Origin of the sequence: Tropicimonas marinistellae, from assembly GCF_001509585.1 — a bacterium.
Lineage (GTDB): Bacteria > Pseudomonadota > Alphaproteobacteria > Rhodobacterales > Rhodobacteraceae > Tropicimonas > Tropicimonas marinistellae.
The window spans coordinates 169,694-195,989 of record NZ_LNCI01000007.1 but is presented as its reverse complement, the minus strand read 5'-3'; the positions used below and the strand labels follow the sequence as shown (position 1 = coordinate 195,989).

25 protein-coding genes and 2 pseudogenes are annotated in these 26,296 nt (G+C 62.9%); 15 read left to right on the top strand and 12 right to left on the bottom strand.

The window, feature by feature from the left end:
- Positions 1-3: 3 nt before the first annotated feature.
- The 8 genes from benB to ARC39_RS16115 all read left to right on the top strand — a co-directional run bounded on the left by benB (position 4) and on the right by ARC39_RS16115 (position 6,979).
- Entirely contained in the window at positions 4-531 is a 528-nt protein-coding gene (gene benB, locus ARC39_RS16150; protein WP_068115871.1) for a benzoate 1,2-dioxygenase small subunit, read from the top strand.
- Positions 532-602: 71 nt separating this feature from the next.
- Entirely contained in the window at positions 603-1,625 is a 1,023-nt protein-coding gene (gene benC, locus ARC39_RS16145; protein ID WP_068115870.1) for a benzoate 1,2-dioxygenase electron transfer component BenC, read from the top strand.
- On the top strand, positions 1,622-2,401 hold the full coding sequence (gene benD / locus ARC39_RS16140; protein ID WP_068115869.1) for a benzoate diol dehydrogenase BenD: 780 nt from the start codon (positions 1,622-1,624) through the stop codon (positions 2,399-2,401). The genes benC and benD overlap by 4 nt, the downstream gene beginning before the upstream one ends.
- A 42-nt stretch (positions 2,402-2,443) precedes the next feature.
- Positions 2,444-3,616 carry an ABC transporter substrate-binding protein gene (locus ARC39_RS16135; RefSeq protein ID WP_068115868.1) on the top strand — a complete coding sequence of 391 codons (1,173 nt, stop codon included), beginning with the start codon at positions 2,444-2,446 and terminating at the stop codon, positions 3,614-3,616.
- 57 nt (positions 3,617-3,673) lie between these two features.
- Positions 3,674-4,543, top strand: coding sequence for a branched-chain amino acid ABC transporter permease (locus tag ARC39_RS16130; RefSeq protein WP_068115867.1), 870 nt, complete (start codon positions 3,674-3,676; stop codon positions 4,541-4,543).
- 4 nt (positions 4,544-4,547) lie between these two features.
- Entirely contained in the window at positions 4,548-5,552 is a 1,005-nt protein-coding gene (locus tag ARC39_RS16125) for a branched-chain amino acid ABC transporter permease (protein WP_068115866.1), read from the top strand.
- Positions 5,545-6,288: an ABC transporter ATP-binding protein gene (locus tag ARC39_RS16120; protein WP_068115865.1), complete on the top strand. Its 744-nt coding sequence runs from the start codon at positions 5,545-5,547 to the stop codon at positions 6,286-6,288. Before ARC39_RS16125 ends, ARC39_RS16120 begins: the two co-directional genes overlap by 8 nt.
- Positions 6,281-6,979, top strand: a complete 699-nt coding sequence (locus ARC39_RS16115) for an ABC transporter ATP-binding protein (RefSeq protein ID WP_068115864.1) — start codon at positions 6,281-6,283, stop codon at positions 6,977-6,979. Before ARC39_RS16120 ends, ARC39_RS16115 begins: the two co-directional genes overlap by 8 nt.
- 54 nt (positions 6,980-7,033) lie before the next feature.
- On the opposite strand, the gene ARC39_RS16110 is transcribed toward ARC39_RS16115, so the two are convergent.
- Positions 7,034-7,924, bottom strand: a complete 891-nt coding sequence (locus ARC39_RS16110) for a LysR family transcriptional regulator (RefSeq protein ID WP_068115863.1) — start codon at positions 7,922-7,924, stop codon at positions 7,034-7,036.
- A gap of 98 nt (positions 7,925-8,022) precedes the next feature.
- Positions 8,023-8,898, bottom strand: a complete 876-nt coding sequence (locus tag ARC39_RS16105; RefSeq protein ID WP_068115862.1) for a dioxygenase family protein — start codon at positions 8,896-8,898, stop codon at positions 8,023-8,025.
- Between the two features lie 241 nt (positions 8,899-9,139).
- Here ARC39_RS16105 and ARC39_RS16100 point away from each other — a divergent pair, with 241 nt between their 5' ends.
- The 4 genes and pseudogenes from ARC39_RS16100 to ARC39_RS26265 form a co-directional block, all read left to right on the top strand.
- Positions 9,140-9,562, top strand: coding sequence for a hypothetical protein (locus ARC39_RS16100; protein WP_201455763.1), 423 nt, complete (start codon positions 9,140-9,142; stop codon positions 9,560-9,562).
- Positions 9,559-10,416: an alpha/beta fold hydrolase gene (locus tag ARC39_RS16095; protein ID WP_068115860.1), complete on the top strand. Its 858-nt coding sequence runs from the start codon at positions 9,559-9,561 to the stop codon at positions 10,414-10,416. Before ARC39_RS16100 ends, ARC39_RS16095 begins: the two co-directional genes overlap by 4 nt.
- Positions 10,417-10,447: 31 nt before the next feature.
- A complete protein-coding gene (locus ARC39_RS25880) occupies positions 10,448-10,612 on the top strand; it encodes a hypothetical protein (protein WP_161470980.1) in 165 nt (54 codons plus the stop codon).
- A 50-nt stretch (positions 10,613-10,662) separates the two neighbouring features.
- Positions 10,663-10,833 (top strand): annotated as a pseudogene (locus ARC39_RS26265) (3-keto-5-aminohexanoate cleavage protein); the annotation flags it as partial.
- A 14-nt stretch (positions 10,834-10,847) separates the two neighbouring features.
- Here ARC39_RS26265 and amrB read toward each other — a convergent pair.
- Positions 10,848-12,182 (bottom strand): annotated as a pseudogene (gene amrB, locus ARC39_RS16090) (AmmeMemoRadiSam system protein B); the annotation flags it as partial.
- On the opposite strand from amrB, the gene amrS reads away from it, so the two are divergent.
- A complete protein-coding gene (gene amrS, locus ARC39_RS16085) occupies positions 12,148-13,329 on the top strand; it encodes an AmmeMemoRadiSam system radical SAM enzyme (protein WP_078059309.1) in 1,182 nt (393 codons plus the stop codon). The pseudogene amrB and the gene amrS sit on opposite strands and share 35 nt — an antisense overlap.
- A gap of 77 nt (positions 13,330-13,406) precedes the next feature.
- The gene (locus ARC39_RS16080) at positions 13,407-13,961 is read left to right on the top strand and encodes a CIA30 family protein (protein ID WP_068115858.1); all 555 of its coding nucleotides are present in this window, start codon (positions 13,407-13,409) and stop codon (positions 13,959-13,961) included.
- A gap of 285 nt (positions 13,962-14,246) precedes the next feature.
- Here the strand turns inward: ARC39_RS16080 and ARC39_RS16075 are convergent, their stop codons facing one another.
- From ARC39_RS16075 to ARC39_RS16035, 9 genes are all read right to left on the bottom strand, one after another.
- Positions 14,247-15,068, bottom strand: coding sequence for a sugar phosphate isomerase/epimerase family protein (locus ARC39_RS16075; protein WP_068115857.1), 822 nt, complete (start codon positions 15,066-15,068; stop codon positions 14,247-14,249).
- 1 nt (position 15,069) lies between these two features.
- On the bottom strand, positions 15,070-16,212 hold the full coding sequence (locus ARC39_RS16070; protein WP_068115856.1) for a dihydrodipicolinate synthase family protein: 1,143 nt from the start codon (positions 16,210-16,212) through the stop codon (positions 15,070-15,072).
- 2 nt (positions 16,213-16,214) lie between these two features.
- Positions 16,215-17,366, bottom strand: a complete 1,152-nt coding sequence (locus ARC39_RS16065) for a Gfo/Idh/MocA family protein (RefSeq protein WP_068115855.1) — start codon at positions 17,364-17,366, stop codon at positions 16,215-16,217.
- A gap of 16 nt (positions 17,367-17,382) precedes the next feature.
- Positions 17,383-18,228: a sugar phosphate isomerase/epimerase family protein gene (locus tag ARC39_RS16060; protein ID WP_068115854.1), complete on the bottom strand. Its 846-nt coding sequence runs from the start codon at positions 18,226-18,228 to the stop codon at positions 17,383-17,385.
- The gene (locus ARC39_RS16055; protein WP_068115853.1) at positions 18,225-18,881 is read right to left on the bottom strand and encodes a TetR/AcrR family transcriptional regulator; all 657 of its coding nucleotides are present in this window, start codon (positions 18,879-18,881) and stop codon (positions 18,225-18,227) included. The genes ARC39_RS16060 and ARC39_RS16055 overlap by 4 nt, the downstream gene beginning before the upstream one ends.
- On the bottom strand, positions 18,878-20,401 hold the full coding sequence (locus ARC39_RS16050; protein ID WP_068115852.1) for a tripartite tricarboxylate transporter permease: 1,524 nt from the start codon (positions 20,399-20,401) through the stop codon (positions 18,878-18,880). The genes ARC39_RS16055 and ARC39_RS16050 overlap by 4 nt, the downstream gene beginning before the upstream one ends.
- Entirely contained in the window at positions 20,401-20,883 is a 483-nt protein-coding gene (locus tag ARC39_RS16045) for a tripartite tricarboxylate transporter TctB family protein (RefSeq protein WP_068115851.1), read from the bottom strand. Before ARC39_RS16045 ends, ARC39_RS16050 begins: the two co-directional genes overlap by 1 nt.
- Positions 20,884-20,971: 88 nt before the next feature.
- Complete coding sequence (locus ARC39_RS16040) at positions 20,972-21,988, bottom strand: tripartite tricarboxylate transporter substrate binding protein (RefSeq protein ID WP_068115850.1); 1,017 nt, start codon at positions 21,986-21,988, stop codon at positions 20,972-20,974.
- Between the two features lie 519 nt (positions 21,989-22,507).
- On the bottom strand, positions 22,508-23,482 hold the full coding sequence (locus ARC39_RS16035; RefSeq protein ID WP_068115849.1) for a Gfo/Idh/MocA family protein: 975 nt from the start codon (positions 23,480-23,482) through the stop codon (positions 22,508-22,510).
- A 452-nt stretch (positions 23,483-23,934) separates the two neighbouring features.
- Between ARC39_RS16035 and ARC39_RS16030 the strand changes: the two genes are divergently transcribed.
- Positions 23,935-25,809, top strand: coding sequence for a DUF3604 domain-containing protein (locus ARC39_RS16030; protein WP_078059307.1), 1,875 nt, complete (start codon positions 23,935-23,937; stop codon positions 25,807-25,809).
- Positions 25,810-26,296 lie beyond the last annotated feature (487 nt).

The window sequence follows — 26,296 nt, the reverse complement described above, 5'->3', positions numbered from 1 at the left end:
GACATGAGCATTGCCACGCTAGAACGCAGCGAGACCGCCGCCCTGATGGACTTCGACGAGATCCAGGCTTTCCTTCATGCCGAGGCCCGCGCCCTGGACGACCGGGACTGGGACACCTGGCTGACCTTCTATCACCCAGACTGCCCGTTCTGGATGCCCGCCTGGGACGACTATGACGAGCTGACCGAAGACCCGCAGAACGAGATGTCGTTGATGTTCTATCCCAACAGGCAGGGCATCGAGGACCGGGTCTTCCGGATCAAAACGGACCGCTCTTCGGCGACGTCGCTTCCCGAACCGCGGACCAACCACAACCTGTCGAATATCGAGGTGGTGAACCGTGAGGGCACGCAGATCAAGCTGCGCTTCAATTGGCACACGCTGAGCTATCGCTACGGCGCGACCGACCAGCACTGGGGCACGTCGTTCTACACGATCGACACCAGTGGGCCGAAGCCACTGATCACGTCGAAGCAAGTTGTCCTGAAGAACGACCACATTCACCACGTGATTGACGTCTATCACATCTGATCCCGGGCAACCGGACATGAAGGATCTGCCGCGCCCCCTTTCCGGGAGCGCGGACAGGGGAGGAGCATGCCATGACGACCTATAATGTTGCCCTGAATTTCGAAGATGGCGTGACCCGCGTCATCCAGTGCGACGACGACGAGAAGGTGACCGATGCCGCCTTCCGCCAGAAGATCAACCTGCCGATGGATTGCCGCGACGGTGTCTGCGGAACCTGCAAGTGCTTCGCCGAGAAGGGCGAATACGAGCTGGAGTTCTACATGGACGAGTCGATGAGCGACGAGGAGGCCGAACAGGGCTATGTCCTCACCTGCCAGATGATCCCCGAGAGCGATTGCGTGCTGCGGGTGCCGGCCTCATCGTCTGTTTGCAAGACCGCGCCCGAATCCGTCGAAGGCGCAGTTCAGGGTGTCGACCGGCTGTCTGAGACGTCTTTCGGTCTGCGCGTGAAACTCGCGCGCCCAATCGCTTTCCTGCCGGGGCAATACGTGAATGTCGCCGTGCCGGGCACCGGCGTCCACCGCTCCTATTCGTTTTCCTCGGCACCCGGCTCCGATGAGGCCACGTTCCTCATCCGCAACCTGCCGGGCGGGGTCATGAGCTCCTACCTCGCCGAGCGGGCCAAACCCTGCGATACGGTCACGCTGACCGGGCCGATGGGCGCTTTCTACCTGCGCCCGATTGAGCGCGCCCAGCTTTGGCTGGCCGGCGGGACAGGGCTCGCGCCCTTCCTGTCTATGCTGGAACAGGTGGCCGAACAGGGCTCCGATCATCCGATCGTGCTCTACTACGCCGTGACCCGCGCCGCCGATCTGGTCGAGTTGGACCGGGTAGAGGATCTTGCCGAACGCATCGGCAATGTCACCGTGATCACCATTCTCGCCGCCGAAGAGGAGGCGCATGAGCGCAAGGGTTTCGTGACCGACCATCTGGGCGCCGAGGACTTGAAGGGAGGCGATTGCGACGTCTATCTCTGCGGACCGCCACCGATGGTCGATGCCGTGCGCGCGCATTTCGGCAAGCTCGGGGTCGAGCCTGCCAGCTTCCACTACGAGAAGTTCAACCCGACCGAAGCCGAGGTCGCCGCCGCATGACCCGGCGTTTCAAGGGCAAGGTCATGGTGGTGACCGGCGCGGCGCAGGGCATCGGCCGCTTGGTCGCCGAACAGGCCGCGGCCGAAGGCGCCCGCGTGCTGATCCTGGACCGTTCCGCGGCCCGCAAGGAGGTGGTTGCGGCGATCCGGGAGGCGAGCGGCGAGGCCGAGGCGCTCTCGGTCAACCTTGAGACCTGGTCGGGCTGCGATAAGGGTATCCAGAAGGCCGTGGACCTCTGGGGCCGGATCGACATCCTCGTGAACAATGTGGGCGGTACGATCTGGGCGAAACCCTTCGAGCATTATGAGCCGAAGCAGATCGACGCCGAGCTCCGCCGCTCGCTCTTTCCCACGCTCTATTGCTGCCGCGCTGCCATTGAGCGGATGCTGCCGCAGGGCGCCGGCGTGATCGTCAATGTCTCGTCGATTGCCACCCGCGGCCTGAACCGGGTGCCCTACGCGGCGGCCAAGGGCGGCGTGAACGCGATCACCGCGAGTCTTGCCTGGGAAGTTGCGGAGCGCGGCATCCGTGTCGTCGCCACGGCGCCCGGTGGCACCGAGGCACCGCCGCGCGTGGTGCCGCGCAACCCGAATGCGGAAACGGAACAACGTGAAGACTGGTACAGGACAATCGTCGATCAGACGATCCAGTCTTCCTTCATGAAACGCTACGGAACGCTCGACGAGCAGGCAGGACCGATCCTGTTCCTGGCGTCGGACGACGCTTCCTACATCACCGGCGTCACTGTGCCGGTCGGTGGGGGAGACCTTGGATAGGCCAAGAGGACAGGCCAGCCAATCAACAGGAGGAGATCCAAAATGAAACGCGCAATCCTGGCGGCCCTCGGGCTCGCCACCAGCTTCGCTTTGCCTGCCGCAGCCGAAGATATCAAGGTCGGCCTGCTGCTGCCCTATTCGGGCGTCTACGCGGCCTTGGGCAACGATATCGAAGCAGGTTTCAACCTTGCCATCGAGCAATTCGGCGGCGAAACGGAGGTCGGCTTCGAGGTCCTCACCGAAGATACCGAGGTGAAGCCGCCCGTCGCGCTCGGCAAGGCCAAGAAGCTCATCCTGCAGGAAAAGGTCGATGTGATCGCAGGTATCGTCAGCTCGGGCGTTCTGGGCGCGGTGCGGGACATGGTACACGGGGCCGGCGTGCCGCTGATCGTCGCCAATGCAGGCAATGACAATGCCACCGGCGCGGCCTGTTCGCCCTTCATCACGCGCATGTCCTTCTCCAGCGGTCAGGTGAACCGTCCGATGGGGCGGTGGCTGTTCGATCAGGGCGTGAAAAAGGTTTTCACCCTGGCGCCTGACTATGCTGGCGGCCGACAGATGATCGGCGGCTTCACCGAAACCTTTACCGCCGCCGGCGGCGAGATCGTCGGGCAGGAATTCACACCGTTCCAGAAGACGCAGGATTTCGGCCCCTATCTGGCGCAGGCCAAGGCCAGCGGCGCGGACGCGGTTTATGTGTTCTATGCCGGTGGCGAGGCGATCTCCTTCGTCAAGCAATATGACAGCTTCGGCCTCAAGGGCGCGTTGCCGCTCTACGGATCCGGCTTTTTGACCTCGCCGCTCTATGTGAATGCCGAAGGCCCCGCCGCCGAAGGCGTGATCACCGCACTGCACTACGTGCCGACCATCGACAGCGAGGCCAACGCCACCTTCGTCGAGGCATTTCAGGAGCTGACCGGCCGCATGCCGTCCGAGTTCGCGGTGCAAGGCTACGATGCCGGTCGTGCCCTCATCGAGGCGACCAAGACGGGTGCGAAGGATCGGAAATCGCTTGCAAACGCGCTGCGCCAGGTAAGCTTCGACGGCCCGCGGGGCGAAACGTCGATCGACCCTTCGACCAACAATATCGTGCAGCCGATCTATGTCTACGAAACCGTCGCGGGCGAGTCCGGTCTGACCCAAAAGGTCCTGGCCCAGCTTCCGGCGGAAAAGGATCCGGTGAATGGCTGCGAGATGGCCCCCGTCTCGAACTGACGCAACTGCTCCGGCCGCGACGCCGCGGCCGGGCCTTCAACGCGGAAGGGATCGCCCATGGCACATGATCTTGGCTTCTGGACACTTCAGGCTCTCAATGCGCTGCAATTGTCCATGCTTCTCTTTCTTCTGTCCATCGGCCTGACCGTCATCTTCGGGCTGATGCATTTCGTCAATCTCGCGCATGGCTCACTCTACGCGCTCGGCGCCTATTTCGCGGCCTCGCTGGCGGCGATCGGCGGCTACTGGATGGGGTTCTTCCTCGCGCCCGTCGCCGTCGCCGGTGTGGGCATCCTGCTCTATTCCGGGCTGATCAAGCGGATGCGCAAATCGGGCCCCATGGCGCAGGTGCTGGTGACCTTCGGGCTGATCTTCGCCCTGCTGGACCTCACCCGGATTTTTTGGGGCGACCTGGCGCTCGCAATCGAGGTGCCTGCGCTTCTGGATGGCCGCACGGCCATACTGGGGATCGAGTATCCGACCTATCGGATATTCATCATCGCACTCGGGCTTTTCATATTCGGAGCGCTCGCCTTCGTTCTGGGCCGGACGCAGATCGGCGCGATGATCCGCGCCGGCGTCGACAATGACGCGATGGCGGCCTGCCTCGGGATCAATGTCGAGCGGCTGTTCTTCATCGTCTTCTGCGTGGGCTGCGCTCTTGCCGGGCTCGCCGGCGTGGTGGCGGCGCCTCTGCTGAGCGTGACGCCGGACATGGGGCTTCAGATCCTCATCCCGACCCTCATCGTCATCGTGATCGGTGGGCTGGGGTCGCTCAAGGGGGCGGTCACCGGATCGCTGATCTACGGCTTCGTGCAGACCTTCGGCGCGGTTCTGGCTCCGCAGCTCGCTTCCGTTCTCATCTACGCCCTGTTGGCTGCGGTCCTCGTGATCAAGCCCGTGGGCCTCTTCCCGGCGAAAGGATAGGTCGATGTTTCGTCACAACGCACTTCGCTACACGGTTCTTGTGCTGCTGGCTTCCGGCGCGCTGTTCCAGGCCTTCACGGCCGAATATTTCGGGCTCGAAATCCTCACGGAAATCCTGATCCTTGCCATTCTCGTGCTCGCGCTCGATATCGTTGCCGGCTTCGGAGGCATGGTCTCTCTCTGCCACGGCGCGCTGATGGGCGTTGGCGCCTACGCTTATGCGCTTTTCTCGACAAAAGCGGGCGTCGCCCCGCCGGTGGCCATGGGCGGGGCTGTCGCCGTGACGGGCGCAGCGGCCTGGGTGATCGGCGCGATCGGCTCGCGCAGCCACGGCATCTATTTCATCATGGCGACGCTTGCCTTCGGGCAGATGGCCTATTCCTACGTCTTCCAGTCGCCGGTCTTCGGTGGCGATGACGGGCTGGGAGGCATTTCGCGGCTGGATCTTAGCCTTGTCGGCATCGACCTCACGGATAGCCGCAGCTTCGCGCTGTTCTGCCTTGCCATCCTTGGCGCCGTCTATGGAGCGTCGGTGCTGATCCTGCGGTCCGGACTCGGGCGCTCGCTGACGGGCGTAATGCATAACGAGCAGCGGATGCGGGCCCTCGGGCTCACGGTCTGGCGGGTGAAGGCGGATGTCTTCGGCCTGTCCGGGATGATCGCCGGCCTCGCCGGGACGCTTGCCGCCCAGCATATCATGTATATCTCGCCCGGCCTTCTCAGCTGGACCGTTTCGGGCGAAGCGCTTGTCGTTGTCATCCTTGGTGGCCTCGGAACGCTCGTTGGGCCACTGGTCGGCGCCGTCGCCTTCGTCGTGCTCAAGCACGAGGTGAGCGCGCTGACCAGCTACTGGCACCTCGTGGTGGGCGTCATCCTGATCGGCGTCGTCATGAGCCGTGCAAATGGCATCTTCGGATGGGTCGAGTCCCACTCGGGGGCTTGGATCGAACGACGCCTATCCGATGCCACCCGAGACCCCGAACCCGAGGAGGCCGTGAGCGATGCTTGAGACACGCAACCTGGACAAGAGCTTTGGCGCCGTCCACGTCACCCGCGACGTGTCGCTGAAATTGGAACGCGGCGAGCGGCGGGTCATTCTGGGGCCGAACGGCGCGGGCAAGACGACACTGTTCAACCAGTTAGTGGGAGAGCTGACGCCCGATAGCGGCTCGGTTCACCTCGCCGGCGAGGATGTGACCGCCCTTCCGGTTGCCAACCGGGCCCGGCGCGGCTTGTCCCGCAGCTATCAGAAGAACACGCTTTTCGACGGCCTGACCGTGGAGGAAAATCTCGGCCTGGCGGCGGCGGTTCACACCGACAACGCCACGCGCCTCTGGCACGATAGCCTGACGCGGCCCGAAGTGCGCGAGATCGTCGACGACGTGGCCGAGCAGGTGAACCTGATGCCATACCTCCACGCCACAGTGTCGGAAGTCAGCTATGGCGTGCGGCGGCAGCTCGAGGTTGGCGTCGCGCTGGCAACCCGTCCGCTCGTCCTGCTGATGGATGAACCCACCAGCGGCGTCGGGCCGGAAATGTCCAAGGGCTTTCACGAGTTGCTGAACAACCTGCCGCGCGATCTGACCATGCTCATCATCGAACATGACATGGACCTGGCCTTCGACGTGGCCGACACGATCACCGTTCTGAACTATGGCGAGGTCGTCTTTGACGGGCTGCCGGAGGCCGCGCGCGGGTCGAAATTGCTCAAGGAAATCTATCTGGGGAGTTGGGAGGATGCTTGAACTCAATGCCGTTGAATCCGGCTATGGCGAGACGCAGGTGCTCCATGGCCTCACGCTGGAAGCGCAGACAGGCCGGGTGCTGGCCATCCTCGGGCGCAACGGCGCCGGCAAGTCGACAACGCTCAAGACGATCATGGGGTTGTTGCCGCTGAAATCGGGCCAGATCGCCTTTGATGGCAAGCCGATCGCCGGGCGCCCCTTCGACATTGCCAAGAGCGGCATCGCCTATGTGCCCGAAACCCGCGACATCTTCCCGTCCCTAACTGTGCGGGAAAACCTTGAAATCGCCGCCAAAAGGTTCGGCAGCAATGGCGCGGACTGGACGATGGAGCGGGTTGTGGACCTGTTCCCGCGTCTGGGCGAGCGCATGGATAACGGGGGAACCCAGCTTTCCGGAGGCGAACAGCAGATGCTGGCCATCGCGCGTGCCCTGCTGATGAATCCCCGGCTGCTGATTTTGGACGAACCAACCGAGGGGCTCGCACCGATTATCGTGAAGCTGATCCACGACAAGCTGCAGGAGTTGAAGGAGGCGGGGTTGTCGATGATCCTGGTCGAACAGAATTTCGGCTTTGCCACGTCGCTCGCCGATGATGTCGTTGTTGTCGGCAAGGGTCAGATTGTCTGGACCGGCAGCTCCGACGACATCCGGGCGGATGATACTGTCCAGCACACCTGGCTCGGGGTCTGAGACCCAACCACCGAAGACGCTCGCAAAGCCCGCCGCGTGGCGGGCTTTTCCAATTCAGAACGTCTTCCGCGCAACCTTCTGGGCGATGCGCACGAAGTTCTGAACATGCACGCCCTGCTCGTCGAGCCGATAATTCAGCGAGAGGTATGTGCGGGCGATCTCTGGTTCGATTGTCAGGAACTTGATGCCTTTTCGAGGGGCGGTTGCCACCGAGTCCGGGACGATACAGACGCCCTCGCCGACGGAGACCAGGCTGAGCGCCGTTTGCAGATCCATGCACCAGATGCGCAGTGGAACCTCGAACCCCGCTTCTTCGCAGGCGCCCAGCACCATGTCCGCGTAGCTGGGCCGGGGATATTCCGGGTAGAGGATCAGGTAATGGGTGGCGAGCCGTTCCAGCTTGGCCACGGTCCGCGTTCCCGTGTCGAGTGTGTCCGGAAGCGCGAGGATCAGCTTTTCCTCCATCAGTTCCTTGGTGACGAACTCGGGATCGTTCAGAGCCGGGCGGGCAAAGGCCACGTCGATCTCGCGAGAAACCAATGCACGGTGCAACTGCGCGTTGTTCATCGGATTGAGGCTAAGGTTGATGTCGGTGTAATTGGCGCGAAACGACTTGATAATGTTCGGCAGGATCCCGTACGTGGCCGAGCCGACGAAACCGACCCGCAGGCGTCCCTCGGCTCCCTGTCCCAGCCGGCGCACTTCGAGCCGGGTGTCTTCCATCTGCGCAATGATGTTCTTACCCCGCTCAAGCAGGCGTTCGCCCGCCTGCGTCAGGCTGATCGCACTGCGGCCGCGGTTGATAAGCGTTGCTTCCAGGTCTTCTTCCAGCTGCTTGATCTGACGGCTCAGGGGCGGCTGCGCCATGTCGAGCCGTTCGGCGGCGCGGCCAAAATGTAACTCCTCCGCGACCGCAATGAAGTAGTTCAGTTGCTTGAAGTTCATTGCCCCGTCTCCCCCCAATCAGGAAATCTACGGCAAGCTGCCAAATGAAAAAAGGCCCCCGAGGTTTCAGGGGCCAATATTCAGGGAGGTGTCGGGAGTTACTCGGCAGCCACGGCCTGCGCTTCGGCGTTCTCCTTGAGAACGAAATCGAACTCGAAATGCAGGTCGGTACCAAGATCCTTGGCTGCCGGCTTGAACTTGCCAATCAGGCTTTCCTTGACGGCGAAGACACTGTCGTTGTTCAGCCAGTCGCTATCGGCGTCATAGATCTGGCTGATCAGCGGGCGGTAGCCCTCCTTTGAAATGATGAAGTGCATGTGGCCGGGGCGGTTCGGGTGGTGCCCCATGAAGTGCAGAAGCTCGCCCGCAGTCTCGTCTTCCGGAATTGGATAGGGAACCGGCCGTACGGCGACGAAGGCGTAATGGCCGGTCTCGTCGGTTTCAAAGCGACCGCGCAGGTTGTACTCGGGCTGATGCGGGTCGAGGTTCTCGTAGACGCCGTTTGGGGCGTCTTCCCAGACATCCATGGTTACGCCGGCAATGCCATTGCCGGCCTGATCACGAATGTAGCCTTCGTAATAGGCTGTTTCTTCGTTTTCGAAGTGCTTCAGGATAGTCGATGCGCCCTTTGGCAGGACCGGCGGGTTCTCACGGTAGAACGGGCCGAGCACCGTGGATTCGCTGGCGTTTCCTTCGACCGGGTTTGTCATCATGTCGACCAGAACCTCGACCCCGATGATGTCGGCGAGAAGGATGAATTCCTGACGGTTGTCGTTGCAGAGCTTTCCCGCGCGCTCGAGATAGGCGCAGGCTTCGAGGAATTCGCTGTGTTGCAGTTTCACGTCTTTGACGAAACCGTGCATGTGCTTGATCAGCGAGGTCATGATCTCACGCTGGCGCTCGGTGATCTCGCCATGCTTTCCAAGGCTCGCGATCACGACGTCGGTAATGTTGTCCTTGTTGACGATGCCCATGGGTTTTCCTCCTCCTGGCATTCTGGGTCTGGCAGGGGGCGCTCCACCGCCCCGTGTCTGCCATCACCCTTCACCCAGACCGCGCCTTTGCCCAATGCCTGCGACGGTATCGGGTAATACCGCCCAAGAGCAGTATAGCAGAAGAAGCGGTCGCACCTCTTTTGGGGCCATGAACTGATCGCCGCTTGGCGCGAGAGTATCGACCCATACCCGTAGCAGCATGGCCTCTTAGGCCCGTGGCATGGCAGCAAGTCCCAAGCAGACAGCCGCAAGGGAGGCCCCGGTGTTCGACAAGTTCAGGCAGATCCAATCCCGGCTCGAAGGCGCGCCGCACCTTCTGCGGCTTGGCCGCCTCTTCTCCGAGACGGTCCTGGTCGTGGTGGACGGCGACGAGTTCTACCTCTCCTTCGAAAAGGGCCGCCTCTTGTCCGTGGTCAATGGTCCAAGCCGAAAGACACCATGGTGCTTTGCCCTGCGAACCGATGCCGAGGCACTGGAAGAGTTCTGGAAAGCGCGCCCCGAACCTGGCTTCCATGACATCTTTGGATTGGTGAAAATCGGTCGCGGCCGGATCGACGGCGACATACTCACCCTTGTCAAAAACCTTCGTTTTTTCAAGGAAGTCATGGCGTTGCCACGCACCGCGGAGGAAGCTGTCGCATGAGTATCGAACCGATCACCGGGCGCTACATGACCGTTGAGGTGGCTGGTACCCCGCACCGCATTTACTTCGAGGAAGCCGGGCAAGGCCGTCCGGTCCTTTGCCTGCACACTGCCGGGGCCGATACCCGCCAGTGGCGCCACCTGATGAACGACGCCGAGATCACCGCGTCAAATCGCCTGATCGCCTTTGACATGCCTTGGCACGGCAAGTCGCTGCCTCCCGAAGGCTTCGAGACGGAGGAATACCTTCTGACAACCGAAGCTTACATCGAAACGGTGCTCGCCGTGATCGACGGACTTGGGCTGGAGCGCCCGGTGCTGGCGGGATGTTCCATGGGCGGGCGGATCGCGCTGCAACTGGCCGCACTACATGCCGACCGGTTTTCCGGCTTCATCGCCATCGAGGCGTCGGATTTCCAGCCCGCCTGGTACGATATCGACTGGTTCCACCGCCCCGACGCGCATGGCGGCGAGATGGGTGCGGCGCTGGTCTCCGCCAATATCTCTCCCTACGCGCCGCAGGCCGAACGCTGGAACACACTCTGGATGTTCATGCAGAGCGGGCCGGGCGTGTTCCGCGGAGATCTGAGTTTCTACACCAGGGACGAAAGCCTGATCCCGCGTCTGGGCCAGATCGACACGAGCCGAGCGCCCGTCCACATCATCGTCGGCGCCTATGACCTGACCTGCACGCCCGAAGATGCCGAACGCACAGCCAGTGCCATTCCCGGCGCGACGCTCGCCGTGATGGACGAGCTTGGGCATTTCCCGATGAGCGAACATCCGGAAGGATTCCGCCCGTTCTTCATAGAAGCGCTGGGGCGAATGCCGTCAGCTTCGGCCGTGGCGGCCTGAATTTCCGGACAGCAGCACTGGAGGAGGAGACATGTGCAAGAACTCAGACAATCCCTGCCCGGGCTGCAAGAAGCAAAAGCCCGCAGACGCAAAATGGCTCTTCTTCTCCGAAGAGGAACGTCAGGCGCTCACGAAGTGGATGCACGGTCCCGCCAAGTCGCCTGACCTGGCCGAACACCCTCGGCCGCACCCTTGACCGTACCGGCCGGACCGCGGCCGGCCTATCCAGACCGTGCAACCATCACGATCAGGCCCTGCTTCATCCGCATTGCGATTACGGGAAGCCTGCCCACGAAGGCGAACACTCCCGACGTTCACATCTCAGTTTCCGAGCTAGTGGAGTCGACCCAAGATGCGTTCGAGGCCGGCGCCCCGCCCGTTCGTGCACACGTGCGCAACGAAGACGAGACGGACTCAGAGAAGCTTTCCACCCGAAACCTGTGCAAGGTCACGTGCTCGCTCCAATAGCGCCTTGGAAGTCCTGCCTTGAGCTTGAGGGCTTCCAGGAAGGCCCGTGGCTGCGGAAGGGTCTCCCATACCGCCGGTAACAGTAGTCCGCGGTGCGCCGCCGTTGACAAGATCAGCCCGTCGCGCCCGGGTTCTATCCGGGACAACGCGTCTTCCTCATCGGCGAAGGCCATCTTAACGGCCTTGCCGAGAACCGCGACCTTGATGCGCAGGTCCGGCAACTCCGCCGCCGTCAAAGGCTCGAAACGCGGATCGCGGAACCCTGCGCCGATTGCGTTTTCCGCCACGTCCATGGCCAGAGGTCTCCGAGCCGTTGGCGAACCGATGCAACCACGCAAGTCTCCATCCAGCGTCAGCGTCACGAAACTGGCCGCCACCGTCTGTAGCGGCGCGGACGCGTGCTCCGGGGAAGACGTGGCACCGCGGCCTTCCGCAAGACGACCCGCTATGGTGCCCCGCGCAAGCCCAAGTAGTTCTTCCTGCGATCTGCGGCTTAGAATGGGGGCACCTTCCGGATAGAACGCCCATGAACCATATCCGACGACCTGGGAATGATCTCCGGTGACAGCTGAGCTGTCACCCATTCCAAGCCTCAAGGCCTTCGCCGCCTGCCCGGATTGCGACATCAGCCAGCCCTGAATGCCGCATGCGCCACAGGCATGGTATGGAGTCAGTGCTTCCGCATCACCCGTTTCGATCAACCACGCGGTTTCGGAGTCCTTCCGACGGGCCTCCTCATGAGTGAGGAAATGACTGAGATCAGAGGACAGCACGACCAGAGTTTCCGGTCCGGCGAGTGCATCGATCGCCGCCGCGACCTTCTCGGGCGGTACGTCGCCGCAAACCAGTGGGACAATCCGCGCTTCAGGCCATAGTGTGCGGATGAAAGGCAATTGTGTCTCGATGCCGTGCTCATTGTCGTGTGCCGCATCTTCTTCATGCGCCAGACCGGCTTCGCCGAGCGATGCGCAGGCGGCGCGATCTATGGCCAAGGCGCCCACTGGGGTCGAGAAGACGTCTTGCGACGGATAGGCAAGGCCCCGGAACCGATGCCTGTGCGAGGGAGAGATCACGACGACCCGCGCAGGCTTCCAGGTGACCGAGGCGAAGGAAAGCCCGGCAAAGCGTCCCGAATACTGATAGCCGGCGTGGGCAGAGACGATGGCGCGCGGCTCGGCCGCCCCGGTCGAGCCCGCGTCCTCAGCCGCTTTAAGATGGGTCTGCACTGCGGCGGCAAGCTGTGCGCGATCCGCAGGGAAAAACATGCCGGCAAAACGGCAGGTACGTTCGATTATCATTCTCCTATCGGCAACGCGTTCCCTTCTGTGGGCGCGTTCACGACCTATATGGGGTGTGATCACAAAAGTTGGAGAGGAGACATTGGAGACGGCGCGTTTCTGGTCATTACAGCCCGAGGATGGGCGGCTCGTATGCGAGCTGTGCCCACGCTACTGCGCGCTGAAGCCGGGCCAACGGGGGCTGTGTTTCGTGCGCAAGTCAGAGGGTAACCGGATCGTCCTCGACACCTACAACCGATCTTCCGGTTTCTGCATCGATCCGATCGAAAAGAAGCCGCTCAACCACTTCCTCCCTGGCACACCGGTCCTGAGTTTCGGCACGGCTGGGTGCAACCTTGCGTGCAAGTTCTGCCAGAACCACGAAATCTCAAAGAGCCGCGAGGTCGCGAGCCTTTCGGACTATGCAACGCCCGAAATGATCGCCAACGCGGCGGAGCGGGCGGGTGCGGCGTCTGTTGCCTTTACCTACAATGACCCAGTGATCTTCCACGAGTATGCCGTCGACATCGCGCATGCCTGCCATGAAAAGGGACTTCGCAGCGTTGCTGTGACTGCGGGTTACATCACGCCGGAGCCGCGTGCTGAGTTCTTCGCGAACATGGATGCGGCGAACATCGACCTGAAGGCCTTCACCGAGACGTTCTACCACGACCTCACCGCCTCCCACCTCGCGCCGGTACTGGAGACCATCGAGTATGTTGTGAAGGAGACCGACTGTTGGGTGGAACTCACGACGCTCCTCATCCCGGACTGGAATGACAGCGACCGGGAAGTGACGGAAATGGCCGAATGGGTAGTTGACCGGTTGGGGCCGGATGTGCCGATGCATTTCTCGGCCTTTCACCCCGATCACCGGATGCGCGACGTGCCGCCCACGCCGCAGGCGACACTGCTGCGCGCGCGGGAGATCGCCAAGGCCGCCGGCGCGCACCACGTCTACGTCGGGAACACCCATCACAAGGCCGCGGATTCAAGCTATTGCGCGAATTGCGGCAGTCTGGTGATCGGCCGTGACTGGTACCAACTCTCGGAATGGCGCCTGACCGACGACGGCCATTGCCTGAATTGCGGCGGCGCCTTCCCCGGTGTCATTGAGGGCCCGCCCGGCGACTGGGGGCGGAAGCGGCTGCCAGTTCGGATCGCCTGACGGGGCCGTGCTGGGGGCGTATTGAGTGCCGCACAGAAGCATCTAGATCGTCGCCTAGTGGAAGAGGTGCATATGAAATGACCGAAGCCCTGGAAGTGATCGACGACCTTCGTTTCGCGCCGCCGATGGCTGTCACCGGAAACGGCTGGGTGCTGGTTTCCGATCGCGTCATGGGTGGCGTGTCGGCTGGCACGATGTCCCGCGAACTGGTTGCCGGCCGTAACGCTGTTCGCATGCGTGGCGATGTCAGCTTGGAGAACAACGGCGGGTTCCTTCAAGTGGCTCTCGATCTCGGCGAAGCGGGCGACGAAGTCGACGCAAGCCGCTGGACCGGAATCCGGATTGACGTCTTCGGCAATGACCAGACCTACAATCTGCATCTTCGAACGTCGGACATTCGGCGCCCGTGGGAATCCTACCGTCAGAGCTTCCGCGCACCGCCCACCTGGACGACGGTGCATTTTCCGTTTTCGGAGTTTGCGCCGCACCGAACGGAGCGACCGCTGAGGCTCGAGAGGCTTCGCAGAATCGGGATCGTGGCCATCGGTCGGGCGTTCGAGGCCGATCTCTCGATTTCCGACGTTCGGTACTATGTGGTGGACCAAGATCAGAGAGCGCCGACACCCGAATAACCATACCGACGGTGCCGGCGGTTGCAGAGCCTGGAACCGCAGGCATTGGACAAGGCGGATCGGTTGCACAGATCGAGCCCATGGCAGCTGTTCTGTCGCAAGGGTTGTTAAGTATCGAATTGCAAGTAGCGGCACGCGCGCGGCGTCGATGTCAGTCATGAGACGGACCAGCACTGGTGGAACGGCTTCGGCCCGAATTTCGTTGCCGATGCTGCATTCCAAACGCGGTGGACTTCGAGTCTCGGCAGATTGCGTCAACTCCGGTGGACGCCGGAGTGAGCGTTGTCAGCAGGCTATCCGGCCACGTTCGACAATCGTCGAAAGAACCTCGTCCGGATCGCGTTGCCACCAGTTTCCGGTCGAGAAGATCTCCACCTCGTTCAACCCGTCGAACCCGGCGCTTTCCGCTTCGGCCCTAAGCCCGGGAATGTCGATCACTCCATCCCCCATCATGCCCCGGTCGTTCAGCAGATCGGTGGTCGGCACCAGCCAGTCGCAGATATGGAACGCCATCAGCCGGTCTTTTCCGGCGCGGCGGATCTGCGCCTTGACCTCCGGGTCCCACCAGACGTGGTAGACATCGACGGCCACGCCGATCCCGGGGCCGAGCCTGTCGCAGATATCCAGAGCCTGCCGAAGTGTGTTGACGACCGCGCGGTCGGCGGCTGTCATCGGGTGCAGCGGTTCGATGGCAACATTTATGCCGGCCGTTCGGGCGTAGTCGAGCGTATGCGCCAGGCCTTCCTCGACCATCGCGCGCGCGGCACCGATATCGCGCGAGCCCGGAAGCAGCCCTCCCACGACCATCACGAGGCATTCCGCCCCAATCCCGGCGGCTTCGTCCACGGCGCGGCGGTTGTCGTCGAGCACCGCGTTGGTGAGGGCTCCGTCCCCGGTGTACCAGCCACCGCGACACAGGCCCGACACCCGAATTCCGGTGTCGCGGATTGCCTTTGCGGCGTTCGTTACCCCCATCTCCTGCAATTTGTCGCGCCAGGGAGAGATGCCGCCCAGACCGTGGCGTGCACATCCCTCGATGCATTGCGCGAGGGTCCACTGTTCCTTGACCGTGGCCGTGTTGAGCGAGATTCGATCAGGTGTCAGCATGTCAGACCTCCACTCCCCGTGCCGCGAACACAGGGCGGGCGCGCGCTGCGGTCAGTTCCGGATCGGTGAACAGACCGCAGGCATTCGCCATGCGGACGATCTCGGCAAGGTGCAGGGTCGAGCGCGCGCTCTCCTGTCCTCCGATCATCGTGAAATGATCCTGATGACCGCATAGGTACGCCATGAAGACGACACCGGTTTTGTAGAACCGGGTCGGGGCCCGGAAGATGTGGCGGGACAGCGGAACGCTGGGGGCGAAGGTCGCGTGGTAGGCTTCGACGTCGCCCTGCCCAAGCTGCCCGAGAGCGCGCGCAGCGACACCGGCAATCGGATCGAATATCCCGAGCAAGGCGTGGGAATACCCTTGGTCATCCCCGGCGATCAGGTCGGGATAGTTGAAATCGTCGCCGGTGTACATTCGCACCCCTTCGGGCAGGCGGCGGCGCATGGCGATCTCCTTTTCCGCCGATAGCAGCGAAATCTTGATGCCGTCCACCTTTGCGGCATTGGCCGCAATCACCGATACGGCCGAGTTCATGGCCTCCATGTGGTCGGCCGCGCCCCAATAGCCGGCGAGCGCCGGGTCGAACATTTCGCCCAGCCAGTGAAGGATGGCCGGTTGCTCCAGCCCACCGAGCACCCGCTCGTAGACGCGGGCATAATCGTCGGGACCTTTGGCGGCCTGAACCAGTGCCCGCGAGGCCATCAGGATCACGCGGGATCCGGCGACTTCTACCGCTTCGCACTGTTCCTCGTAGGCCCGGATTACATGGTCCACGGTGACGCTCGGACTAGGCGCGAGGTGGTCTGTGCCCGCACCGGAGGCGATCAGGTGCCCACCGGCCTTTGCCAGCGCCGTCGACCGGCGGATCAGTTCCAGCGAGGTCGGCCAGTCCAGCCCCATGCCGCGCTGCGCCGTGTCCATCGCCTCGGCCACGCCGAAGCCGAGCGACCAGAGATGCTCGCGGAAGGCCAGCGTGCGCTCCCAGTCCACTGCGCAATCGAGCCACGGGTCGTTGTCGGCCAACGGGTCTGCCACCACGTGCGCGGCGGCATAGGCCGTCCGGGTCCAACCGGTCGCGGCTGTGGGCGCCGGTCCAGCGACCAGAGTCACCGCGCCTCCGGGAAGGTTCAGGGTCGCCATGTTCAGACCCCCAGCGCGGGCAAGTCGATCCAGCGCCGCTCGCGCCAGCTCTGATACCCGGCCTCGGCCAGTTGCACGCCCTTGGCGCCCTCGGCCAACGTGTAGTTCCACGGTGCATCCTCAGCCACATGGCGCAGGAACTGCTCCCATTGCACCTTGAAGCCGTTGTCGAAGACCTGATTGTCCGGCACCTCTTCCCAGCCGTCGAAGAAATTGAGCGTTTGCGGCTCGTCCGGATTCCACACCGGCTTGGGCGTATTCACCCGGGCCTGGCTTCGGCAGGAATGCAGACCAGCTACCGCCGATCCATGCGTGCCGTCCACATGGAAGGTCACCAGATCGTCGCGCCGCACCCGCGTGCACCAGCTTGAGTTGATATGGGCGACGATATCGCCCTCCAGCAGAAAGGTCGCATAAGCCGCGTCGTCGGCATCCGCCACGTATTCCGCTCCCTGTTCGTCCCACCGTTTAGGGATATGCGTCGCGCCGAGGCAGGAGACCGATTTCACCGGCGCGATGGTGTTGTCGAGCACGTAGCGCCAGTGGCAGAGCATGTCGGAGATGATCCCGCCGCCATCGGCGGCGCGGTAGTTCCAGCTCGGCCGTTGCGCGGGCATCCAGTCTCCCTCGAACACCCAGTAACCGAACTCGCCCCGCACCGAGAGGATCCGGCCAAAGAAGCCGCTGTCACGCAGGCGCTTGAGCTTGAGCAAGCCCGGAAGGTCCAGCTTGTCGTGCACAATGCCGTTCTTGACGCCTTTCTCGCGGGCGTAGCGCGCGATGGCTAATGCCTCGTCCAGCCCTTCGGAAACCGGCTTTTCGCAATAGACGTGCTTGCCCGAGTCGATCGCCTTGCGCAGAAGGTCCGGGCGAAGCTGGGTTGAGGCGGCATCGAAGAACAGCTCGTCCTCAGGGTTGGCCAGCGCCGCGTCAAGGTCCGTGGTCCAGCGCGCGATGCCGTGGGCGGCGGCGAGCGCCTCCACCTTGTCGGCGTTACGGCCGACGATGATGGGGTCGGGCATCAGCATGGTTCCGTCCGCCAGCGCCACGCCGCCCTGCTTCCGGATGGCCAGAACCGAGCGGATGAGGTGCTGGTTCATCCCCATGCGGCCTGTAACGCCATGCATGATGATCCCGATGCGTTTTTGTTCCATTTTGCGGTTTCCTTTCTCAGTCCTCTGCGCGGCCTGCGGCGGACCAGCAGGCGCGAATTGTGGCCGCGCCGATAGCGGCGGTTGTTGTTCCATCAATGCAGGTGCGGAAGGGCTCGATAGCGACCGGATGCGGCCAGCCGGTTTCGCGAAGCGCCGAAACGATGTCGGGGAATGGATCGCTGCCCATTCCGGGCGCGCCACGGTTGGTGTCGTTGACCTGTACATGCGCCAGCACGCCGGTGGGCAGCCACTCCCGAAGCAACTCAGCCACGGGTTGCGCCTCGACCTGCCCGGCAGCGGAGGTATCGATCATGGTGCGGAAGGCCGGCGAGCCTATGGCCTCCACCAGACGCGCAGCTTCGGCGATCGTGTTGATGACCGGGGTTTCGGCTCGGGAAAGCGGCTCGATGCAATAGGTCACATCGGCTTCTCGGGCTGCCCTTGCGATGGGGGCGAAGAAGTCGGCTAGCTGTCCGATACTGCCAGACGCCGGGTCGGAGGAAACTGGTTCTCGCTGCGCGGGCGAGCCATGGACAAGTACCCGCCCACCGAGCGCGGCACAGAGGTTAACCAGTCGGGAGAGTACAGCCTGCGTTTCCAGCCGCATGGCAGGATCGGTGATCGACAGTTCGGGATAAGGGGCCAATAGCCAGTGCAATCCGGTGACGCGCAGACCATGACTCTCGATGGTTTGTCGTATTTCGCCGGCATCGCCGTCACTCAAAAGGTGCGGCTGCGCGGCGAGGCTGCCGAGCGACAATTCCAGCCCCATGTAGCCGAGCGCGGCCGCAATCTCGCATTGCTGGTCCAGAGACAGCCCGTCGTCCGCAAGTAACTCGTTGCAAAGTGATAACGCGATCACGACGCCGCTCCCGCATCGGGGCGGAGATAGCGGATTACCATCTCGCCGGCCTCGGCCGCGTGGCGCATTAGCCAGGCCTCGTTGATCGGGGTCTCGAAGACGACGCGCAAGGTGTGCTTGTTGGAGACCGGGAAGAAGCAGAGCGAGGCGATGGTGATATAGAGCTCCGTCGGGTCGATCCCTTTGCGGAAGCTGCCCTCGGCCACGCCGCGATCCAGGATTTCACCGATCTGGACGATCAGCGGGGACTGGATATCGCTGAGGTTCTCGATCTCCCGCACCGCCACCCCGCCGCGCAGGTTCTCGGTGTTGAGCATGGAGGTGAACCAGGGCTTGGAGATGAAATGGTCCATGGTGAAGCGGACCAGCTCGCGGATCGCCTCCTCGGGCGTCATGTGATCTGTATCGATGGCACGCTCGCCCTGCCGGATCTGGACGTAGCTTTCCTTGAGCGCAGCCTTGTAGAGCTCCTCCTTGTCGCCGAAATAGCTGTAGATCATCGGCTTGGAGACGGCGGCGGCCTCGGCGATCCGGTCGATCCGGGCGCCGCCATGGCCATGGGTCGAGAACTCGGTCAGGGCTGCGTCCAGGATGCGCCTTTGGGTGGCGGCCGCGTCCCTGCGGGCGGGTTTGGTCTTTTCCGTATCGCTCATGATCTGCTCTCGCCTTGGCGGCGGGATGTCAGCCGCCCTATCGCCCGCCGCACCGGCGGCAGGCCCATTGCGATGCTCACCACGATCACCAGCACGAAGAAAGCCGAGATCGGGCGGGTGAAGAAGGGCTCCAGCGAGCCGTCCGACAGCGTCAGCCCGCGGCGCAGGCTTTTGTCCAGTAGCGCGCCGAGGATGATGCCGAGCACCAGCGGCGCCATCGGGTATTTCATCTGCCGGAGCAGGAAACCGATCAACCCGAACGCCACCATCACCCAGATATCGAAAACCCGTTGGGTGAGCGCGTAGGGGCCAATGACGCAGAGGGTGAAGACCACCGGCATCAGGATCTCGCGCGGGATCTTGAGCACCAGGATGAAGAGTCGGGTGAGCGAGAGCCCATAGATCGCAATCGCTATGGTGGCAAAGACCAGCATGGCGGCGATGGAATAGATGAAGGTGGGCTGCTCGACCATGATCATCGGGCCGGGCCGGATGCCGTGGATGAAGAGCGCCGCGATCAGCACCGCTGCGGGTGCCGAGCCGGGCACGGCCAGCGTCAGCGCCGGGATGAGCGAGCCGGGCACGACGGCGGAGTTTCCTGTCTCGGCGGCGGTCAGCCCCTCCTGCGAGCCCTTGCCGAACTCCTCCTTCTCAGGGCTGGTGCGCTTGGCGGCGGCGTAGGAGGCCCAGGCGCCGATATCCTCGCCGACGCCGGGGATGATGCCCACCAGCGTGCCAATCACACCGGAGCGGAGGATGGTGAACTTGTAGCGGATCAGGTCCGCGATCCGTGGCAGCACGCGGTCATTCGTGGCCTCTTTCTCCACCAGTTCGGGCTTGTTGCGCCACATCACGGTGAGCACCTCGGCGAAGCCGAAAGCGCCGACCATGGCCGGGATGAGGCCGATGCCGCCATTCATCTGGTCGAAACCGAGATTGAAACGGACATGGGCATGGATGCCCTCAGAGCCGATCATCGCCACCATCAGGCCCAGGAGCCCGGCGATATAGCCCTTGAGCGGGGTCACGCCGCCGGTCAGCTGGCCGGAGATGACGATGCCGAAAACGGCGAGCCAGAAGAATTCGAAGGAGCCGAAATCGAGCGCGATTTCCGCCAGCGGCGGCGCCAGCAGCACCAGCATGACGATGCCGACCAGCGTGCCCATGGCGGAACCGGCTGTGGCCAGCGCCATGGCGTAGCCGGCCTTGCCGGCCTGCGCGAGAGGATAGCCGTCGAGCGAGGTGGCCGCAGAGGCCGGGGTGCCGGGGATGTTGAGCAGGATCGCCGAGCGCGAGCCGCCGTAGATCGCGCCCACATACATGCAGATCAGCACCAGGATCGCGGTGTCGCGTTCCATTGTGTAGGTCAGCGTGGTCAGCAGCGCGACGCCCATCGTCGCCGTCAGCCCGGGCAGGGAGCCAACGAAGATGCCCAGCAGCGTCGCCCAGGCGACATGGAAGACCGACATCGGCGTGGCGAGCGCGGCCAGAGCGGCGAGGAAACTGGTCAGGGCGTCCATCAGGGCAACCTCACCAGGAAACCGTAGCGGAAGAGGGCCGAGATGGCGGTGGCGGTGACGGCGCCGAAGAGCAGCACCAAGAGCACCGCTCTGAGGCGGCCTCGGCTATCCGTTGCAGCGGGGATCAGGAACCATCCGGCAAAGCCCGCGATATAGAGGCCGGAGGCAAGCACGAAGGGGATACGGCTGACAAGACCGAGTGCGAAGACGCAACTCCAGATCGCGGTGAAGCCGAAATCCTTCCAGGATCCGCTCCCGGTGTCCGCCTCGCGCGGCGTCCGCTTGGCGCTGAGCGCCAGCAGGAAGGCGCAGAGCATCAGCGCGGCGCCGAGGATCATTGGCACCAGGCCTGGAATGGAGGCGGGGTGGATCTGCCGGATCTCCAGCCGGTCCATCTCATATCCGCCCCACGTCATGGCGGCGCCGAGCGCGAAGAAGGCGGCCGCTGTCAGGCGGTCGGCGGTTGCAGAATCGAAACGCATGAATTCGGGTCCTGGGAGTTCCCGGCCACCGGCCAGGGCGTAGAAGATGCGCGGGGCCTTGGCCCCGCGCGGGCCTTGTGAGTGGTGGCTATTCAGCCGGGCAGGTAATTCCGATCTCGGACGGGTCGAGCACCGCCTCGCCGCGGGTCACGCGGGCGCAGGCCTCTGCGATCACGACCGGCATGGCGCGCTCGCGTGCCATGTCACCAAAGCTCGGGTCGAAATCCGCGCCCCGCTCGGTGGCGTAGGCTTTGAGCGCTTCGGAGTTCATGACTTTCTCTTCCCAGATCTTGTCCACGGTTGCGTAGACCTCGTCGTCCGCTCCCGTCGGGATGAAGACACCGAAGTAGTCCGGAGCCACGGGCATATCTGACAGCCAGTTAGTGATTGGCGGGATCGGGTCGAGCCCCTCGACAATCAACTCCTTGTTCGAGAGCACGGTAAGTGCACGCAACTTGCCGGCCTTGATCATCTCTGTCTGCTCGACTGCAAGCTGTGTCGTCGCAATGACCTCGCCCGAGGCCGCTGCCAGAACAGCCGGGTTGCCGCCGTCATAGGTCACCATTCTAGCGCCGAGCTCGCCGGCAGCCTCCTTGATTGCGGCAAGCGCCATGCCGCCCGAGGAATTCACGCCGGCGGTCCCAACCGTCACGTCATCGGCCTTCATCGCCTCGAGGAGTTCCCCGAAATCCTGGTACGGTGCGTCGGCGTTGACGCTGACAACGGGCACGTTCGCGACGTGCAGGTAGATGTGGTAATCGTCAATCGAGGTGTCCTCGATCATGCCGGTCACGGCATAGGTCGCGTTATTGGCGATCGCGTTTGCGGTCCAGGTATAGCCGTCGCGCGGGGCATCGAGGGCTGCCTTCGTTCCAATCGAGCCGGACGCGCCCGGCTGGTTGACGATCACGATTGGCGTTCCGAGTGCCTCCTCCAGAATCGGCGCGACCACGCGCGTCACCTGATCCGTCGATCCGCCGGCCGACCAGGGCACGATGATGTTGATCGGCTTGTCCGGTTTCCACTCAGCTACCGCGGACGTGCCGGAAAGCGTCAGCGCCGCCAGCGCGGCGGCCGCCAGAAGAGTTCCCTTGTGGGCAAACATTGTATCCTCCCTGTTTGCTACCAATTAGTAACCTACCAATTGGTAGAGTGCGTTCCTTTCCGTCGTCAAGTGATTCCGTGGTCTTGCCAGAGGAACGTGTGTTTGACTGCCGTCAGCGCTCAGCGGGGCCATGTCAGGGGAACTTGGCTTGCAACGGGGCAGAGCGCCGGTAGCGTTCTTGAATGACGAAACGCGACCCGTTCAATTGTCTCAAGACTAGCCGAGGAACCTCGCAGATGTTCGCCGCCGTCCATGCCTCGGTCCCAAGCCACTTCAACTCGGAGCGCCGGCCCCAAGGCGGTGGACCGGGGTGGCGAGGGACTTGTCGCTGGTGGTGAAGGCGCTGTTGCGGGATCCGGTCGTCACAACGCGGCGGATCACCAACACAACCTCGCTGTCGCGAGCCTCGGCGAAGACGATCCTGAAGCAGTTGCAAGGGCAGGGGCAGGTTGCCGAAGTGATGGGCATCGGACGCAACCGCGTGTTCACGGCGGTGCTCGCGCGACCAAGGGCGCGTAGTCAGATGCCCGCGAAGATGCGTTCGACAAGCGCGTTGACCTGTCGTCCCGCATCGGCGCTGCAGGGATTTGGCGCGTCGTCGAGGAGATGTGCGACCACGCGTTCGACGAAGGGCTGGTGGACATGGGGCGGGTCGGGAAGCTCGACCTCCTTGGTCTCCCCGGCGCGGGTCAGGGTGATCGCGGAGGGTCGGAAAAAGCCCATCTGCGCGGAGCCTTCGCTGCCGTGGAGCGTGACGCCTTCCTCGCGGTGATCGACGGCATAGGCGCAGAGACCCATGGCGGGAAAGCCATCGAAATCGAGGATGTAGCTAACGAGGTCTTCGGCGGCATAGGCGCCGGCCTGAAACTTGCGCAGACCCCGCACGGCGACGGGCGCGCCGAAGGCATGGCCGAGCCAGTCGAGCGTGTGGGTCTGCATATCAGTGAAGAAACCGCCACCGCCAATCGCCGGGTCGATCTTCCAGGGCTGGTCGGGGCGGGCTTCCGTGGGCAGGAAGTGGCGGATCTCGACCATGCGAAGCGCGCCGATCTCGCCCGACTGTGCGATCTGGCGGAAATGCTCGAACCGCGGCAAGGCCCGCCGGTAGTAGGCGACACAGAGCTTGCGTCCCGTCGATTTCTGGGCGGCAATCACCGCATCGCATTCGGCCACCGTCAGCGCCATCGGCTTTTCAAGCAGCACGTGCTTGCCAGCCTGCACGGCCCGGATGGCGTAATCGGCATGGGTAGAAGGCGGCGTGGCGATATAGACGGCATCGATCTCGGGATCGGTCAACAGCGTGTCGGCATCGTCGGTCCAGTGGGCGACGCCGTGCCGGCGGGCATAGTCCGCGGCCTTGGCGCCGTCGCGGCGCATCACGATCCGGACCGAGGAGCGGCCAGCCTTTTGCAACGCCGGGCCGCTTTTCACCTCGCAGACATCGCCGCAACCGAGGATGCCCCAGCATATGTGATCGGTTGTCTTGTTGGCCATGATGCACCCTCGTATTGTACCTGCCATTGCTGGCGGCTCCAGATGTCAGACGAGCCATATACCGCCTGCGCGGCGAGCACATCCGCCTTTTCGCGCGGGGCCGCCTTGTGCCGAGGGAATCGGCGGATTGCGACCGGATTTGAATATGTGTGCGGGAGGTGCCAGAGCGATTCCAGTTGGTGCGGAAGAGTGGTCTCGTGGAGTCTATGGGTCACGTGAGACGACTGTCATTGCCCTCGAAACCGCTCGGAAGATGGCTCCGCGGCTGGATGCGGCCGTCCACGCCGATTGCTGTATTCTTCAAAATGGGCGGGGAGCCGTCGTAAGCGGCGGCCTCAACAAAGGTCCGAGCAGTCGGGCAGAGCCGCCGTTCAGCGAATGATACAGATTTGTCGCTCAGTTTAGGGGCCTTTGCTAATAAACAGAATAGGCACCGAAATTAGGGGATACTTATGAAACGGCTTTCTTTATTTGTCGCCATGATATTCGGCGGAATGGCATCTGCACAGGACATTCCGGGCACGCAACCCACTGCTGAACAATACTCGCCGTATCCGAAGCAGAGTTTCCCCAATCAGGTCTTCTTCGGCGACACCCATCTCCACACCTCGTACTCTGCGGATGCGGGCATGGTGGGCAACGTTCTAGGACCAGATGACGCGTTTCGCTTCGCCAAAGGCGAGACGGTTACGTCCAGCACGGGCGTCGAGGCGCGGCTCGAGAGGAGCCTTGATTTCTTGGTTGTGGCTGACCACGCCGAGAACCTCGGACTTGCCCCGCTTCTTGCACAGAAGGACCCGACGCTCCTGTCGACCGCGTTTGGCCAACAACTTGACGCGGCACTGGAGGCGGACGATCCCGCGGGGGCGTGGTCAATCTGGAGCCAATCCAAGGCAGGAGGTGTTGACCCGCTCGCCGACCACCCCGAGATCTATGTCAACGCCTGGGCGAACATCACTGAGGCGGCTGAGGCGCACAACGAGCCTGGTCTCTTCACCGCGTTGATCGGGTTCGAATGGACGTCGAACCCAGGCCGGAACAACCTGCATCGCAACGTGATCTTTCGGGGTGGCAAGGAAGGCGCCGACAATATCGTCCCTTTCTCGAACTTCGACAGCTTCGATCCGGAAGACCTGTGGGCCTGGATGGAGCAGGCCGAGGAGACTACTGGTCAGCGCCTTCTCGCCATTCCGCACAATGGCAATCTTTCGAATGGGCTTATGTTCGACGAGGTGCGCCTATCGGGCGAACCCTTTGATGTCGACTACTTCACACGTCGCGCCCGCTGGGAGCCGCTCTACGAGGTGACACAGATGAAGGGCGACGGTGAGACGCACCCAATGCTGTCGCCTGATGATGAGTTCGCAGACTTCGAGACCTGGGACAAAGGCCAACTCGGCCCAGAGCCGAAGACCCCGGAGATGCTGCCGCGGGAATACGCGCGCATGGCTTTGCGCCGGGGGCTTGGCTACGAAGCCGAGACGGGCGTGAACCCCTTCAAGTTTGGTTTGGTTGGGTCAACGGACGCGCACACTTCGCTATCCACAACTGGAGAGAACAACTTCTTTGGCAAGGTTTCGGCCGTGGAACCGACAGCCGATCCAATCCGGTTCCGGGAAGTAGTCGGCGGAATTGGGGGTGACGATATCGTCGCGCAGTACGCATGGCAGACCTCGGCTTCTGGACTGGCCGCTGTCTGGTCCCGAGAGAACACGCGGGAGAGCATTTGGGACGCCTTGGCGAGAAAAGAGGTCTACGCAACGACGGGGACCAGGTTGAGAGTTCGAGTATTCGCCGGCTATGGGTTTGGCGAAGCCGATCTGCCGCGTGCCGATTTTGCTGCCTATGGTTACGACAACGGTGTGCCAATGGGGGCGGACTTGCCACCAGCTTCCGACGGCGCTTCGCCTCGGTTCGTTGTCCGAGCCTTACGTGATCCTGACGGCGCCAACCTCGACCGCATTCAAATTGTGAAGGGTTGGCTAAGAGCCGACGGGACCACGGCTGAGAAGGTCGTCGACATCGCTTGCGGCGGTCGCAACCTACTGGCCGACGGGTGTGATGGTCCCGTAGGCGATACGGTAGATCGGCAGGCGGCAACCTGGACCAATGACATCGGCCAAGCGATCCTTGCTGGCTTTTGGGAAGACCCGGATTTCGATCCGACACAGCGGGCGTTCTACTATGTCCGCGTGTTGGAAATCCCCACACCGCGATGGACGACCTACGACGCGAAGGTCTTTGGCGTTGAAATCCCTGAGGGCGCTCCGATCTCAATCCAGGAACGCGCGTATACCTCGCCCATCTGGTACACGCCTAAGGAATGAAACTCGTTTGGAGTGGCACCTCCACTTCGGGCTCCTCACCGCCGTTCGCGACGGTCGAACGTTTCTTGGCAAGGTCCGGATTGTCTCTACAGCGGCCCTTGCCCGAAAATGGTTCAACGGCAGTGTTGTGCAATCAGCAAACCTCGCCGCTCGGTGAGAACAGCGCTCGGGGCCGGTGGATTTCGCATGTGGGCCCGCAGCAATCGCTTCCAGTAGCGCATCGTGTGACCGGGAGGGAGAAAATACCGAGACAGCTGGACCAACAATGCGATTGTCGAGGCGTCAGCCGTAGCAGTCGCGATTCCCCGTCAGATATCAATGACGTTTCAGTTCGCCTTGCAGTATGGGACCGGACTCGTGGAATCTATCAGGACCAGCGAACAAGTTGCTCCGTACGAACAGGGCGGATACAGACCCACTTCTGACAATCGTGCAGATCCGCTTAACATCATCCCGCTATGCAGGAGCGACCCACAGAGGTCATTTG